The 13548-nt window shown below is 59.1% G+C and carries 14 protein-coding genes and 4 pseudogenes; 7 read left to right on the forward strand and 11 right to left on the reverse strand.

What is annotated here, in order from left to right; all coding sequences use genetic code 11:
* Nucleotides 1-23: 23 nt before the first annotated feature.
* From ANTHELSMS3_RS23920 to ANTHELSMS3_RS23945, 6 genes and pseudogenes are all read right to left on the reverse strand, one after another.
* Nucleotides 24-1391 (reverse strand): copper oxidase, encoded by a 1368-nt coding sequence (locus tag ANTHELSMS3_RS23920; protein WP_094037521.1) that lies wholly within the window; start codon nt 1389-1391, stop codon nt 24-26.
* A complete protein-coding gene (locus tag ANTHELSMS3_RS23925) occupies nt 1388-2791 on the reverse strand; it encodes a TolC family protein (protein ID WP_094037522.1) in 1404 nt (467 codons plus the stop codon). Before ANTHELSMS3_RS23925 ends, ANTHELSMS3_RS23920 begins: the two co-directional genes overlap by 4 nt.
* Entirely contained in the window at nt 2788-3003 is a 216-nt protein-coding gene (locus ANTHELSMS3_RS23930) for a hypothetical protein (protein WP_094037523.1), read from the reverse strand. The genes ANTHELSMS3_RS23925 and ANTHELSMS3_RS23930 overlap by 4 nt, the downstream gene beginning before the upstream one ends.
* A gap of 61 nt (nt 3004-3064) precedes the next feature.
* The gene (locus ANTHELSMS3_RS23935) at nt 3065-3400 is read right to left on the reverse strand and encodes a hypothetical protein (protein WP_094037524.1); all 336 of its coding nucleotides are present in this window, start codon (nt 3398-3400) and stop codon (nt 3065-3067) included.
* 216 nt (nt 3401-3616) lie between these two features.
* Nucleotides 3617-3850 (reverse strand): annotated as a pseudogene (locus tag ANTHELSMS3_RS23940) (glutaredoxin); the annotation flags it as partial.
* Nucleotides 3850-4674 (reverse strand): DUF305 domain-containing protein, encoded by an 825-nt coding sequence (locus ANTHELSMS3_RS23945; RefSeq protein ID WP_198319964.1) that lies wholly within the window; start codon nt 4672-4674, stop codon nt 3850-3852. The gene ANTHELSMS3_RS23945 and the pseudogene ANTHELSMS3_RS23940, both read right to left, overlap by 1 nt.
* A 196-nt stretch (nt 4675-4870) precedes the next feature.
* On the opposite strand from ANTHELSMS3_RS23945, the gene ANTHELSMS3_RS23950 reads away from it, so the two are divergent.
* The 3 genes and pseudogenes from ANTHELSMS3_RS23950 to ANTHELSMS3_RS23960 all read left to right on the forward strand — a co-directional run bounded on the left by ANTHELSMS3_RS23950 (nt 4871) and on the right by ANTHELSMS3_RS23960 (nt 7694).
* Nucleotides 4871-5452 (forward strand): L,D-transpeptidase, encoded by a 582-nt coding sequence (locus ANTHELSMS3_RS23950; protein WP_094037525.1) that lies wholly within the window; start codon nt 4871-4873, stop codon nt 5450-5452.
* Between the two features lie 89 nt (nt 5453-5541).
* A pseudogene (locus ANTHELSMS3_RS23955) lies at nt 5542-6251 on the forward strand (IS6 family transposase).
* 444 nt (nt 6252-6695) lie between these two features.
* Nucleotides 6696-7694: an IS110 family transposase gene (locus ANTHELSMS3_RS23960; RefSeq protein WP_254694957.1), complete on the forward strand. Its 999-nt coding sequence runs from the start codon at nt 6696-6698 to the stop codon at nt 7692-7694.
* A 431-nt stretch (nt 7695-8125) separates the two neighbouring features.
* Here ANTHELSMS3_RS23960 and ANTHELSMS3_RS23965 read toward each other — a convergent pair whose 3' ends face one another.
* Genes ANTHELSMS3_RS23965 through ANTHELSMS3_RS23975 form a run of 3 tightly spaced genes read right to left on the reverse strand, consistent with a single transcriptional unit; the run spans nt 8126 to nt 9761 of the window.
* Nucleotides 8126-8833 (reverse strand): RNA polymerase sigma factor, encoded by a 708-nt coding sequence (locus ANTHELSMS3_RS23965; RefSeq protein ID WP_094037527.1) that lies wholly within the window; start codon nt 8831-8833, stop codon nt 8126-8128.
* Nucleotides 8830-9360: a plastocyanin/azurin family copper-binding protein gene (locus ANTHELSMS3_RS23970; protein WP_094037528.1), complete on the reverse strand. Its 531-nt coding sequence runs from the start codon at nt 9358-9360 to the stop codon at nt 8830-8832. The genes ANTHELSMS3_RS23965 and ANTHELSMS3_RS23970 overlap by 4 nt, the downstream gene beginning before the upstream one ends.
* Nucleotides 9357-9761 (reverse strand): hypothetical protein, encoded by a 405-nt coding sequence (locus ANTHELSMS3_RS23975; protein WP_254694958.1) that lies wholly within the window; start codon nt 9759-9761, stop codon nt 9357-9359. The genes ANTHELSMS3_RS23970 and ANTHELSMS3_RS23975 overlap by 4 nt, the downstream gene beginning before the upstream one ends.
* 171 nt (nt 9762-9932) lie before the next feature.
* Here ANTHELSMS3_RS23975 and ANTHELSMS3_RS23980 point away from each other — a divergent pair, with 171 nt between their 5' ends.
* The 4 genes and pseudogenes from ANTHELSMS3_RS23980 to ANTHELSMS3_RS26645 form a co-directional block, all read left to right on the forward strand.
* Entirely contained in the window at nt 9933-10484 is a 552-nt protein-coding gene (locus ANTHELSMS3_RS23980) for a hypothetical protein (RefSeq protein WP_094037530.1), read from the forward strand.
* A 445-nt stretch (nt 10485-10929) separates the two neighbouring features.
* The gene (locus ANTHELSMS3_RS26185) at nt 10930-10995 is read left to right on the forward strand and encodes a DUF4113 domain-containing protein (RefSeq protein ID WP_254694978.1); all 66 of its coding nucleotides are present in this window, start codon (nt 10930-10932) and stop codon (nt 10993-10995) included.
* A 7-nt stretch (nt 10996-11002) separates the two neighbouring features.
* Nucleotides 11003-11377: a nucleotidyltransferase domain-containing protein gene (locus tag ANTHELSMS3_RS23990; RefSeq protein ID WP_157733644.1), complete on the forward strand. Its 375-nt coding sequence runs from the start codon at nt 11003-11005 to the stop codon at nt 11375-11377.
* A gap of 17 nt (nt 11378-11394) precedes the next feature.
* A pseudogene (locus tag ANTHELSMS3_RS26645) lies at nt 11395-11478 on the forward strand (IS6 family transposase); the annotation flags it as partial.
* 25 nt (nt 11479-11503) lie between these two features.
* Here the strand turns inward: ANTHELSMS3_RS26645 and ANTHELSMS3_RS23995 are convergent.
* Both ANTHELSMS3_RS23995 and ANTHELSMS3_RS24000 read right to left on the reverse strand, forming a co-directional pair.
* Nucleotides 11504-12461: pseudogene (locus ANTHELSMS3_RS23995) on the reverse strand (IS481 family transposase).
* Nucleotides 12462-12518: 57 nt separating this feature from the next.
* Nucleotides 12519-13145, reverse strand: coding sequence for a transposase (locus ANTHELSMS3_RS24000; protein ID WP_157733645.1), 627 nt, complete (start codon nt 13143-13145; stop codon nt 12519-12521).
* Nucleotides 13146-13548 lie beyond the last annotated feature (403 nt).

Here is a 13548-nt window from a genome sequence, read left to right on the forward strand (position 1 = left end):
CGCGTTTCTCCTGTGCTCTCGCATCAGCTCTGCCGCACGCCGCCGCGCGGCGTGATGACGGTTTTCGGGCTGGTGTTGCTTGCGTGTTCGGGCAACTCTCCCGTCCATTCGTAAGCCTGCGTTCCCGGTGGGTTCTTGTACCAGCCGGGATCGGAATAATCGTCGGGCGCGACGCCTTCCCGCACCTTCACGACACTGAACATTCCACCCATTTCCAGCGGACCATACGGCCCCCAGCCGGCCATCATCGGAACTGTGTTCTCGGGGATTTCCATCGACATCTCACCCATGTCCGCCATGCCGGCCGTACCCATCGGCATGTAGCCCGGCTGCTGTCGGCGGATCATTTGCGTCAGCTTGCGCTTGTCAGCGCCGATCACTGTTGGCAGCTCGTGGCCCATGGCGTTCATCGTGTGGTGAGACTTGTGGCAATGGATTGCCCAGTCGCCTTCATGGATGGCGTCGAATTCATAGGCGCGCATGGCGCCCACGGGAATGTCGATAGAGACTTCGGGCCAGCGTGCGGTCTCTGGCACCCAGCCGCCATCGGTGCAGGTGACCTCGAAGTCATATCCGTGCATGTGGATCGGGTGGTTGGTCATCGTCAGGTTGCCGCAACGCACGCGTACGCGGTCACCTTTGTTGACGACCAGCGGGTCGATATCGGGGAAGATCCGGCTGTTCCACGTCCACATGTTAAAATTCGTCATCTCGGCGATGCGCGGGATGTAAGTACCTGGATCAATGTCGTAGGACGCCAGCAGGAACGCAAAATCCCGGTCCACCGGCATAAACGAGGGATCGCGCGGATGGACGATGAACAGGCCCATCATCCCCATCGCCATCTGCACCATCTCATCGGCGTGCGGGTGGTACATGAAGGTGCCCGACTTGGTCAGGTCGAATTCATACACAAAGGTTTTGCCGGGCGGGATCGCGGGATGGCTGAGCCCGCCGACGCCGTCCATCCCCGAGGGCAGGATCAGCCCGTGCCAATGCACGCTTGTATGTTCGGGCAGGCGGTTGGTGACGTAGATGCGCACGCGCTCGCCTTCGACGGCCTCGATGGTGGGGCCAGTGGATTGGCCGTTATAGCCCCAAAGCCGCGCCATCATGCCATCGGCCATGATCCGTTCGACCGGCTCGGCGACAAGGTGGAATTCCTTAACATCATTGTTCATCCGGTAGGGCAGCGACCAACCGTTGAGCGTCACGACGGGGTTGTAGTCGAAGCGCTCCGTTGGTCTTGGCGGCACCTGGGTATGAGGGCTATCGGTAAAGGCTGCCTCGGGAATATCGCGAAACCGGGTTTGCGCGGCCCCGGCATTGGCCAGCACGGCGCCCGCACCGGCGGTCAGCCCTGTGCCAAGTAATTGACGACGGTTCATCATTCTTCCTTTCCTGCGGGCAGGGTTACGGAGCCGCCCCAGATGGCGGCGGTTGCTTCGGTTTCGGCCAACCAGTAGTCGCGCTTGGCTTCGGCGGCAGCGAGCCGGGATTCGAGCCCCTCCTGCGCGTCAGCGATCAGCTCGAAGGTCGAGGTCAGCATGCCGTTGTAGGACAACAATGCAGCCTCATCGATCTGGCGGCGCAGCGGCAAGACCTGGTCTCTCCAGTGACGGGCGATGTTGTGACGGCCCGTTACTGCCTTGTAGGCCATGCGCGCATCTGAACGGGCATCGATGGCCTGCTGGGCCAGCGTGTTGGCCGCTTGCAGATAGGCCATGCGGCCGCGTTTCGAGACCAGCGGGCCAGTATCGTACAGCGGAATCTGGAAGTCGAGCGCCAGGACAGGCGCAGTTTCGGTATCACCGTCGGTGCGTTCCAGCTCCGCTCCGGCGACCAGCGCGATGTCCGACACCATGCGAGTCTGCCCCGTCAGACGATAGTCCAGCGCAATGGCATTCAATTCCAGCTTGCCCGAGGCCAGATCGACCCGATTTGTCAGCGCTAGCTGTTCGATGTTACTCGCGGCAAGCGGACGGCCGGGCAGGGCAGGCAGGGCATCGGGCACATAGACCGTAGTGTCACTGCCCCAAAGCCCCATGAGGCGCAGCAGCTTTTCCTTAGCCAGTTGTGCCTCCAGCCGAGCAGCGGCTCGTTCTACGGCCAGTTCGGCGGTAAAGGCATGCTCGCGGGCTTGATCCGCCTTGTTCATGGCACCGGTGCGGCCAAGTTGCACTGCCAATTCGGAAGCGGCATCCGCCGTGTTCTGGGTCCGGCCGATCAGAGTAGACGCCTCGAAGGCCCCGACCGCCTCGATCCATGCGCGGCGCGTTTGCACAGCCAGATCGATGGTCTCGGCCAGCGCGGCCAACTCGGCTTGACGGAAGCGGATCTCGGCCAGCTGGGTGCGCGGCTTCGTGGTGGCAAGTTCAAGAAGCGCACCAGCGACGGTTGCCTCTAGTGTGCGAGTCACATCGCCGGCAAGGCCCGAAACGGATACCCCGACACTGGGCACAGGACCCATTGCGACCTCCCACAAGTCCGTCGATGACAACCCAAGCTCGGCAAAGCTCGACTGAAGCGCCCGATTGTTGATCAGCGCGACCTGCACCGCCGTGTCAGCGCTGATGGTCTTGCCGTGCACCAGAGCGTGCACGCGCTTTTCTGTGCCTTCAAGCTCGGCGGCAGACTGGTTCCACACAGGCGCTGCCCCGACTGCGCGGCGCGCGCCGATTTCGACAGCGGCAAATCCGGCACGCTCTGCCTTTGCGCGCTCGATGACAGCGGGGTTGGCACAGGCCGCCACCAAGAGGACGGAGCTCAGGAGCAACGGTAGTTTTTTCATTCTCCGCCCTCCCGCTGTGCGTCGTTCAAGCTGCGCCAGTCGGCAGGCTCCTGAACGCGGTAGCCCATGTAGGCCACAGCCGGTCCAGGTTGCGCCATGGTCGCAGGGGTCGTCTTTGCCGCCGCCGTTAGCCCGGGCGCGGTGTCAAGCTCGGGGAGTGCTGAACACGCGCCCACGAGCAGCGGCAATCCAGCCGCAATAGCAAGTTTCATTGGTAGTCCCTTATGTGTCAGATGCAGTTATCCGCGGGCGAAAAGCCGCGGCGGGGCTGCATCAGGCACGTGGGGGGCGCTGCAAACCTTCGGGAATTGCAGTGATGACGAGAGAGACCATGTCCCAGGATCGGACAGACAATTGGACGTCAAACGGCAACTCAGCATCGGCTGAGCCGATGTCGCCAAGGACGCAGATGTGCGATGCACAATGATCCGAAACGTTGTCGACTGCTTGGTCCGCCGCATGACCGGCTTGATCGTGAGCTTGTTCAATCGGCGCATCATGCGTGTCACAGAGGATCATCGCAGACGCATTTGACGGTGTGAGTGACACAGCCAACAAAATGGCAATGACCTGAAGCGTCACAAGAAAGATCCGAATCCAGTACGACATGCCTAAATGGCATATGCGAGAAATTGGCACTCGGCAAGTAACCAAAGCGTGCGATCACGATTTGCCTTGTCGGCCGGTCAGGAGACTGAAAAAAGGCACTTTTCCGTGCGTCACCTTCTCAACGTCTTGTCGCCTGTCCGCAGACCCATTGCGAGCATCATCAGCTTCTCGGTCAGCGGCGCAAACCCCAAGGGCACATTTGACGACCCTCCGGCGCATGCGCAGTTCGTCATAGCCACCGATGCGTTCTCCGTCGATGAAGGCCTGCGGCGTGGTTTCGACTCCGTGCTCTTCCTTGAAAGCGTCGGTTTGCTTGCGTGTTTCCAGGTGGTGGTCATCGACGGAATAACCCTGACGTTCCAGCAGGTCCTTTGACATCAACCGAAAGGGGCCGAGGTGGTCTGGCATGACCATGCGATAGAGGGTGGTGGTTTGCGTATCCTTGCGCATCATTGGCCGCCTTCGCAGGTATAATGGCCGCGGAACCCGGCGATGTAATCCGGCCCGGCTGTGACGATCAGATCGAACAGGTCACCACCTTGGCGGATCTCGGCGCTCAGCGGATCGGCTGCAAAGCGGTCAGACTGCCGATCGAGCCGCACGAGGTCGCTGCTAATCTTCATCACCGCCGCGTCGCTGCCCACCGCCAGAACGGCAGGGCTGGAGGCGGTATAGGTAAAGCGGCAGGTGGCGCCTTCGGGCAGGGCCGTGGCGATGTCTGCCCCGGTCAGGAATTCGGGATCGACCGTGGCGATCACCTCGGTTGACAGGGCCTGTGCTGCATCGACCACCTCTGGCGCGGAGGTTTCACCGTTCGGCGCGGTCTCGCCATTGGCGGAAATGTCCGCGATCAGATAGCGCATCTCGGCGATCTCCTTGTCCTGCGCATAGACAATGGCCTTAACCAGTTTCGCCACGCGCGGGTCGGTGATCTCGGCCCGCGAGGAAGTCATGATCGCGATGGAGTGATGCGGGATCATCGCCCGCATGAAGGACCGGTCCTGCACCGTCGCCTGGCCGCGCACCAGCCAAAGGCTAAGCGCAAAGACGAGCACCGAGCCGACGAAGATCGCGATGTTCGCCGCCCGGTTGGCATACATGCCCAGCATGAAGGACAGCATGACAAAGGCCATCACCGCCCCCATCAGCACCGCCATGTAGGCGCGCGTCTCGGAAAAGAAGACATGTCCCATTAGGTAGGTATTCAGATACATCAGGACGAACATCACTATGGTCGATGTGCCGATCATCAAGAGGAATCGTGTGTAGTGCATAGTCTGGGCTCCCTTCGATAAAGGTTAATTAGGCAAACGACCTTCCAGCGCTGGAAAGTTCCGCAGCCCGCCGGGATCGCGGAAAATTCGTGGTTTTCCGGGAACAAACCGGTCGCGCGCGAGGCCCTCACGCAAGTGTGACTCCCCTTTCAAGCGGCGCACTCGTGTTCTGGAAGGGCACAGAAAAGGAGCGCCCATGAGCCAATTCACACGTCGATCCTTGCTCGTCGCCGGGACGGCGGCACTGACCACGCCCCGGTTGGCGCTGGCGCACAAAGTCACGCTGCCCGATCACTTCAACCCCACGGCCGTCCAGACCGGCCGCACGGACTGGCTGCCCGGGGAAGTCCATGTCGTGCCAGACGAATTCCACCTGTTCCTGATGGGACTGGACGGGGCGGCGATCCGCTATGGCGTGGGCGTCGGGCGCAAGGGGTTGTACGAGACCGGAGTCTTCACCGTTGCGCGCAAGGCCAAGTGGCCGTGGTGGCGCCCGACCCAGTCGATGATCCGCCGCGATCCGGGGAAATACGCCAAGTACAAGAATGGCATGAAGGGCGGTCCGAACAACCCACTGGGCGCGCGGGCGCTGTACCTGTATGATGATCAAGGGCGTGACACCTACCTGCGCATCCACGGCACCAACGCGCCCTCAACCATCGGCAGCGCCGTATCGAATGGCTGCGCGCGGCTGACTAACGAGCACGTCAAGGACCTGTACGACCGGGTCGAGATCGGCGCCCGCGTCACCCTGCATCCTAAGGTGACAACCGCCTGAGCCGTCGCCTCGCGGGTTGAACCAGGGCGCACGGTATTGGAGGGCATTGCCAACTTGCTGAAGCCCCTGGGGGCGTCTAGCGCTTTGGCATGATGGTACCAGCTGAGATGCCACGCCTGAAAGGCTATCGTTTTCCTCGTGAAGTCGTGGCCTTTGCCGTTTGGGCCTATCATCGCTTCGCGCTCAGCACGGCGGACGTCGAAAACCTGCTGGCTGAACGCGGTGTAACCGTCAGCCGGGAAACCGTGCGCAAATGGGTGAATCGATCTGACCGCATTTCGACGATTGCATCAAGCGTGACTGTCCCACCGCTGCAGACAAATGGCACCTAGACGAAGTCGTCGTTCCGATCAACGGCATGAAGCAGTGGTTGTGGCGAGCGGTGGACGCGAATGGGGATGTGCTGGATATCCTTGTGCAACCACGCCGAAATGCCAAAGCCGCCAATCGCTTACTTGCCCGGCTGATCGCCTGCTATGGCAAGCCGTGTGTCGTCGTGACTGACAAATTGCGCAGTTACATCAAACCGATCCGTGCTCTCGCGCCTGAAGCCGATCACCGGGCACATAAAGGGCTCACCAACCGCATAGAAGGGTCACACCGACCAATCCGGAAGCGAGAGAAGGTCAAGGGCCGGTTCAAATCGATCCGGCAGGCGCAAAGGTTCCTCGCGGCCCACGATCAAATCAATACAATTTTCAGACCTTGTCGCTTTCGCCTCTCCACCGCCTCATACCGCCATGCAAGATCCGTTGCCTTCGGCCTGTGGCACAACTATGCGCTCGAAATGACCGCCTGACACAAACACCCCTAGCGGCCGCCTCATGCTGCTGCTGTCAAGTTGGCAATCCCCCACCGTCTCATACCGCCACGCAAGGTCAGATGCCTTCGACCTGTGGGACCGATTTGCGCTTGAAATGACCGCCTGAAAAAATCACCCCTGAGGCCCATTACAGGTAGGTGCCGCTAAGTTGGCAATGGCGGTTCCAGACGCGCCATCTGCGCGTCGCTCAGTCAGAAGAGATCAGACATGTCACCACTCGTTTTCCGAACACTGAATCATGCCCGCCAGCCGAAATCAATGGGTCCTGAGCCTTCTGTATCTCCGGTTTGCTATCCTGATCCCGTCACCGACCTTGGCCGAGGCCGGTGACGGGACGGTGTTTGGCGTCTGAGCCTTGTGGCGTTGACCACGTTTCCTAGCGAGCCAGCACCGTCTCTCTTCATCGTCTCGAACAGTTGAATGCGGCCGATCAGGACCGCGGAGCAGAAGGAAGAGAGTATGAGCAAAATATCACAGGCAAGGATCATCGGTATAGATGTCAGCCGGGATTGGTTGGATATTCACTGTCTGCCAGAAGGCAAGCGCGCGCGGCTGCCGAACAAGACTGAGGGTCACGAGCAAGTCGCTCAACTCGCTCTTGAACTGGGTGCGCTGGTTTGCTTCGAGGCCACTGGCGGTCAGGAATGGCGGCTATGGTCCGCCCTGGATGTTTGCGGAATCGCAACCCGGCAATTGCCACCCGCCCAGATCAAAGCATTCGCCGCCAGCCGGGGCACACGGGCCAAAACGGACCGGATCGACGCAGAGCTCATCGCGCGGTTCATGATGTTTCGCCCGGATGCGGGACGCGTACTGCCACATGAAAAGCTGCGTCTTCTCAGGGCTTTGGCGTCAAAGCGTGGGCAGTTAGTCGAGACACGCAAACGGCTTCTGGCGCAGATCAAGGCGCATGGGAAGCTGGGATCGGCGGATATGTTTGATGCCATGAACGCCGAGTTGAAAGACCTTCTTGATCGCCAGATTGCAGGGTTGGAGGTGCGGATCGAGCAGACCCTGGCCTCGGATGATGAATTGGCGAGAACTGCCGACATCCTGCGTTCCGTTCCCGGGATCGGCCCCGTCGCCAGCACTATGCTGATCGCCGAGATGCCCGAACTCGGCCAACTCTCGGGTGAGCAGGCCGCCGCGCTGGCGGGCCTGGCTCCGATCGCACATGACAGTGGTGCCATGCGCGGCAAGCGCGCCATCGGAGGCGGCCGCCGACTATTACGACACGTGATGTTCCAGGCGGCGCTCGTCGCCAGCCATCACATCCGGCTCCTGAAAACCTTCGCCGACCGTCTTCGTGCCGCCGGAAAACCACACAAGGTTGTCATCACAGCCGTCGCCCGCAAGCTCGTCACAATCGCAAACGCGCTTTGCAAATCTCGTCTCAAATGGTCCAATCAGGCCGCCTGAGAAATACAGTTGCTAGAAAAATTCTTGAATCCATCGATTTCGTCACACTCAATCTTTTCAGTAGAAAGCCTTCACTTGAAAATCCATTCGCTAAACTAATCATGCCTCCGAACAGTATCGTCGAAGAGTTCGTCCACGCGTGGCATCCTGGACAAAAACAGTCGATTCCGCCGGTGACAGAAACGTCTGAGTTCTGTCCGTATGTGTTGCACAACAGACCTTCGTTCCATCGGGCCATCCGGCAGCTACGCGGGACGAAGCAGGTTTTCACTGTACTACGCGCACATGTCGGGTTTGGCGAAAATCAGCATGAGAGATAAGACCGGTCAACAAGTTTGACACCGTGACATCCCTGCGGTCGACCGCCGCCGTCGTCATGTGGGAGCATCGTCCGCATAAGAGAGAGACTATGACGATATCGACCAGTCGAATCATAAACGCAAATCGGCTTTAAGTTTTGCCACGACCCGATCTGCCAGATCAGCACAACGCGCACCATCGAACGGGAAGATCGCGTCGAAGCCACCCTGGGTGCGCTCTTCAAGCGCGATGCGCAGGCGACGACGTGCGCGGAACAGGCGTGTCTTGACGGTGATCGGGTTGAGCGACAGATCGTGGGCGATGGCGAGAATGCTCATGTTCTCGACCTCTCGCATCAGAAATGGCAGGCGTAAATCCGGCGGCAGATGTGCTACAGCGCTTTCGAGAAAGGCGCGCACCTGCGCCCGTCCAAGTGCGGCCTCCGGCCTGTTGGGGTGCTGGCCTGGAAATGCGAGGATGGAGTCGGAGGCCTTTTGATCTTCGGTCACAGTATCATATTCCTCCTGTGGCCGAACGCGCCGGAGATGCATCCTTGCCGTATTGATGGCGATGCGGGTGATCCAGGTGGAAAACCGGGCCTCGGCGCGAAAGTTATCGAGTTTGGTAAAAGCCTTCAGATAGGTTTCCTGCACCACTTCCTCGGCGTCAGCATCGCTTGCGACGATGCCGCGCGCAATTCGAAACAGACGCGGATTCATGCGCCGGATCAACTCGCGCACGGCGGCTTCGTCCCCGCCTTTCGCACTTGTCACAAGCTCGGCCTCTGGGGTGGCTGGCCCCGTAGGTGCAATGCCTTGATGGCGTAGCTGGGCGGTCAAGCGCTATCCTCCTGTTCGATCCGTCCACGGTTGAGGATATCCTCGACCGCCGGAAGGTTCCCCAGAACCTCGGGCGACACGTCTTCGGTGTCGGAGCTGGGCCCTTCCCAGCCTGTGTCACCCGGATTTCCCACCACGATGCGCCCGACCATGCCCGCCATCTCATGCGGGATACAGTAGTAATCGTAGACGCCCGGCACCGTGAACGTCACCTCGAAGTTTTCATCCGGCAGAAGAAAGTCGCTGTCCCAGGGGCGCGCGGCCTTCGGAATACGGCGGGTGCGATCAAAGTTATCGGGATGATAGGCCGTGGCGGTATGGCTATTGCCCGGATCGCGGTTGACGAAGCGGATGGTCGTGTTTGCTTCGACCGCAAGGCCATGAGGCCGAAACCAGACGCCCTCACCGCGCGCGGTGCCGCGCATTTCAATCACTTCTACCCGACCGGCACGCACGATTGCGGGCATCGAGAGAGTGGCAAGGATGCCACCCCCCAATGCCAAGATCCTTCGGCGTGCGAGGATCATTGCGCCAACCGTCCCTTGGCGTCGGCATCGTGATAAAGCACGATGTGGGCGTGCGGTTCGTCTACACCCGGATGGCCCGCATTGTAATAGACGTCCACCGACGTGACCTCATGCAAGCCGACGTGCAGGTCATTGTAGGCCGTGCCGTTCGAGAGTGCTTCCAGCGGTGTCATGTAAACCGTCGCGGACAGCTTGCCGTCGTGGTCATAGGCCAGGAACGGACCGGCCGGCAGCGTGTCCGGCACAACGAACAGGGTGCCGAGACCCGGCAGGAATTCGGGGAGCGGCAACACGTCGCTGACCTGCACGTAAGGATCGCCCGGAGGCGATTCTTTAAGAGCTTCAGTATCGTGCGCAAACGCGAGGCCTGCGGACATGGTCAACAACGTCGCGCCGAGCATACAGAATCTTAACATTCAATTTTCCTTTCAGTGTTTTCAGTGTCATGAGCAGCGCCATTCCTTGGGTGCTCATGACGTTGGATGCTGCAAGTTCGGAAAGGTTCCCGGCTTTCTCTTGCCGAAATGTTATTCCACTCGTTCGACCGGTCGGGAGGGTAGGCGGCAACGACCGTGCGCTCCTCTCTAAGCAAGGAAGGGTTCCGGCTGGAGCAGCCGGATACCGTGGGCGAGGACAGGTCGTCCTATAAGCTTTCGGCGAACGATGCTCTGCAATGGTTAAGTCGCCGCCGCGGGTTCATCCCGAACGCCACCGATCCATCCCCTGATCGACACCGTATCGCGATCCGCGAGACGCTTGCCGATTTATCCATTCCGTTCCCAACGGCGGTGACGCGAACGGCCGAGCTTGCCGGTCTCTCGGACATGAAAGGATCAGGGATAGACCCGGAGTGGTATGTCGGACTGGTCGAAGGGCTCGCGGTTGTTCCTGATGTCGAGGCTCTCGTTGCGCTGGCGGCTGCACTTGATGTTCCGCCCGCCGACTTCGCTGCGCGGGGGGGCGTCATTTTCTGGAGCTTGAAACGAGCTAATGCTTGGCAGATGCAATGGGAAGGGGGTGCCAAGGCATGCCCTTCTTCCGTCGAATGTTCCGTGTTCACTCTTCCCTTTTTGCAGGATGCTCAGCGTAGCGTTTGCGGCAACTGGTGGAGGTTCGGGTCGTAAAAATGGAATGCGGAGCTCATTGACTACCAGTCCGGCAAGACAAACACGAGATGCCCGTTCGCACGTTGCAGGCGAGTGCCGCAGATGGTCGGCAGGACTAGACCGCGCTTGTTATTGGATGGCCCCCACACTATTGTCTCTGATAGCTTCAGGTGGCGGGACTTACTGCGTGATCCTTGGGTCGAGCAGGATGCTGTAGCTGCGCACCTCGAAAGAGGTTCGGTAAACCACGGTAAGGCGCACCCGCTTCAATACACAAAAGCTCAGTATGGGTTTTCGGATTTACGAGAGCTGGCATTCTCCGGTTCGAAGATCGACCGAGAAACCTGTTTGATGTCGCACGACCAAAATCTGCAGCGCTTATGGCGAGCCTCAATCGGTGAATGACCGGTTCGGGAAAAAAGACGATGGCGTTGGCGAGTGAGGGAAGAAGCGCCCGTGGCAACTGCGAGCAGATCACCGTAGCTCACGCTATACGACACGGATGTCGGATCTTTCGGTGGTGAGGTAATATAAGGGTGCAATTGCAAGCCGATAAAGCGAAAGAAATGAAAATGGTGTCAAAGGGGGCCGAGCTCCGCGCGCAACATGCTGACCTCGATCGGCTTGTGGTTCTTTGCCAATCGGAGTTGAGTGCGGTTCAAGTCTGGTTGTTTGGCAGCAGGGCGCGCGGCGATCACCACGCCAACAGCGACTTCGACATTCTTGCAATCTTGCCTGACGATGCCCCCGATGCAGCAGAGGACCCGATCACGGTTTTTCTCCTGCGGCGACGTTCTGGCCTGCACGCGGATCTTCTTGTCGCGCGGCTGACGGATTTTGAAGGCGCGCGCGATACCGTGAACACCATCAGTTTTATTGTTCATCGGGAGGGGGTCCGGCTGGACGTCTGAAGTGGCGCAGCTGTGTTCTTCTAGCCGAGCGTGAGATCACGGCTGATCGGTCAACTGTCTATCGTTGGGTTCAGAAATCTGGACCTGAACTGACAAATCAACCTCCGGCAAACCCGACGCGGTTCACTAGGTGTTTAGTCCCGGCATCTGGTGGATCGGATTAACGATGAACCGATCTGGCTCTGAAGTCCAGATTTTGCAGATGTATTCGTAGGGCGTGAGGCCGCTTAGGGTCTTCAGTCTTCGTGCGAAGTTGTAGGCTGCCATGAAGTCGGCAAGGTGTGTTCGCAACTGGTCGTGGTTTTCGTAGTGGAAGCGTTTGACGGTCGCCTCCTTGATGGTGCGGTTCATTCGTTCGACCTGGCCATTGGTCCACGGATGGTTTGGCTTGGTCAGTCGGTGCTCGATCTCATTTGCCGCACAGATCATGTCGAACCGCATCTGCCGTGAATATGCTGTGTTCCGGTTGCGGGGCTGCTCGGCGAACTGGATACCGTTGTCAGTGAGGATCGTGTGGATGCGATAGGGGATGGCCTTGAGTAGGTATTCGAGGAACTCCCATGCGGTCTTACGATCTGCCTTGTCCACGAGTTGGGTGACTGCGAATTTGCTGGTGCGGTCAATACCCACGAAGAGGTAGAGCTTGCCCTCCGCCGTCTGAACCTCCGCGATGTCGATATGAAAGAAGCCGATAGGGTATCGCTTGAACCGCTGCCGCTTTGGCTTGTCGCCCTCGATGTCCGGCAGGCGCGAGATGCCATGCCGCTGAAGGCACCGATGTAGTGCCGACCGCGTCAAATGCGGAATTGATGGCTGAAGAGCATAGAGACAATCGTCCAGCGGCAGCAGCGTGCCGCCGGAATGCGACGATCATTGCCTCTTCCGCTTCCGTGAGAACGGTAGAACGAGGTTCTTTCGGTCCAGGCTTCAAATCCTCAACCGTCGCACGCTTGCGCCACTTCGCGACTGTCTTGGGATTGATGCCGAGTTCTTGGCTCAATTCCGAGAGCGAAGCTTGCGATCGCTGTATTGCAGCTCTGACGGCGTACGTGGTCGTGGCGCTCCCGTGACGAACTTGTCCCATAATGCTTCTTTCCATTCCCTCGAAAGGATCACACCATCAAACCGTGGGATCAAACACCTAACAGGGGACCATTTTGGCAAGACGTTTTAGGTTCTGGGCGGTGGCGGCGAGGAGGAATTCTTCGTTGGCTCCTTTGAGGCCTCGGAGCCGGAGGCGTTTGACGCCGAGATGTCGTTTCAGGTGGGCGAATAACATCTCGACTTTCTTTCGTCGTCGTCTGCTCTCGTCACAGGACGCCGTATCGCGCAGTTCGCGGACTGTCTGGCGCGCTTCCTCGTCCATGTGGCGGGTGACAGTTTGGAAAGGTGCATCTGTACAGGCCTTCTTGATCGGGGATGTGCCGCAAGTGTCTTTCCCGGCGAAGTAGCTCTTGATCCGACCCTCCTTTCTGATCCGGCGCAACGGCATTTCGTGGCCTTCTAAGCAGGTATAGCTGTCACGCTCGCTATCATATTGGAAATGGCTGAGGTCGTACTTGCCCTTGGTCTGATGTTGGCGATCCAGCACCGGCACATGCGGTGTGACTTCGCACTTCAGAAGCCAGGAACGGGCCGGTGCCGTATGACCCATCTGCCGCCATGAACCGCGCCGTGTTTGCCGGAGGCTCCAACTCATGAGCAGGATTGACGGCCGAAACATGATGGCAAAAGCGCCGACCGGGTCAGGAATGTCGCGCGGATACAAAGTACATCTGAGTATCCTTGACTAGAATCCGTCGGAATTGTCGGAAAGTCGGAAAATGGTTTCCTTGTTGGTATGATCCTTACCCGCCTCGGGTATCCCGCCGGGGTAATACAAAATGGACCGCCCCTCTTGGCCATCTCTGGTCGCGGGGGGGCGCTACAAATTCAATGAGACGCGTAAAAGTGTCGGATATGTCGGAAAAGTCGGAGCGAGGCCGTTTGGCGGGCCTGTTCGGGTCTTTTTTTGGGGGGAGGGAGTTGGCGTAAATACGCGCCGCAAAGCTTCGGATACATTTTTCTTGACAATATCGGAATTAATTTCGAATCGCACATTGAAACCCAGAATCGCGATTCCAATATCGTAGATACCGGTCACCGGGGCGTTCGAATAAGCGGACGAAAAG

It is taken from the genome of Antarctobacter heliothermus (assembly GCF_002237555.1).
Classification (GTDB): Bacteria; Pseudomonadota; Alphaproteobacteria; order Rhodobacterales; family Rhodobacteraceae; genus Antarctobacter; species Antarctobacter heliothermus_B.

Excerpts from the sequence above, each read along its gene's own strand:
- ANTHELSMS3_RS23945 (WP_198319964.1), bottom strand. The coding sequence starts at position 4,674 with ATGCACTACACACGATTCCTCTTGATGATCGGCACATCGACCATAGTG.
- ANTHELSMS3_RS23970 (WP_094037528.1), bottom strand. The coding sequence starts at position 9,360 with ATGATCCTCGCACGCCGAAGGATCTTGGCATTGGGGGGTGGCATCCTT.
- ANTHELSMS3_RS23935 (WP_094037524.1), bottom strand. The coding sequence starts at position 3,400 with ATGTCGTACTGGATTCGGATCTTTCTTGTGACGCTTCAGGTCATTGCC.
- ANTHELSMS3_RS23930 (WP_094037523.1), bottom strand. The coding sequence starts at position 3,003 with ATGAAACTTGCTATTGCGGCTGGATTGCCGCTGCTCGTGGGCGCGTGT.
- ANTHELSMS3_RS23920 (WP_094037521.1), bottom strand. The coding sequence starts at position 1,391 with ATGATGAACCGTCGTCAATTACTTGGCACAGGGCTGACCGCCGGTGCG.
- ANTHELSMS3_RS23950 (WP_094037525.1), top strand. The coding sequence starts at position 4,871 with ATGAGCCAATTCACACGTCGATCCTTGCTCGTCGCCGGGACGGCGGCA.
- ANTHELSMS3_RS23960 (WP_254694957.1), top strand. The coding sequence starts at position 6,696 with ATGCGGCCGATCAGGACCGCGGAGCAGAAGGAAGAGAGTATGAGCAAA.
- ANTHELSMS3_RS23975 (WP_254694958.1), bottom strand. The coding sequence starts at position 9,761 with ATGCTCGGCGCGACGTTGTTGACCATGTCCGCAGGCCTCGCGTTTGCG.
- ANTHELSMS3_RS23925 (WP_094037522.1), bottom strand. The coding sequence starts at position 2,791 with ATGAAAAAACTACCGTTGCTCCTGAGCTCCGTCCTCTTGGTGGCGGCC.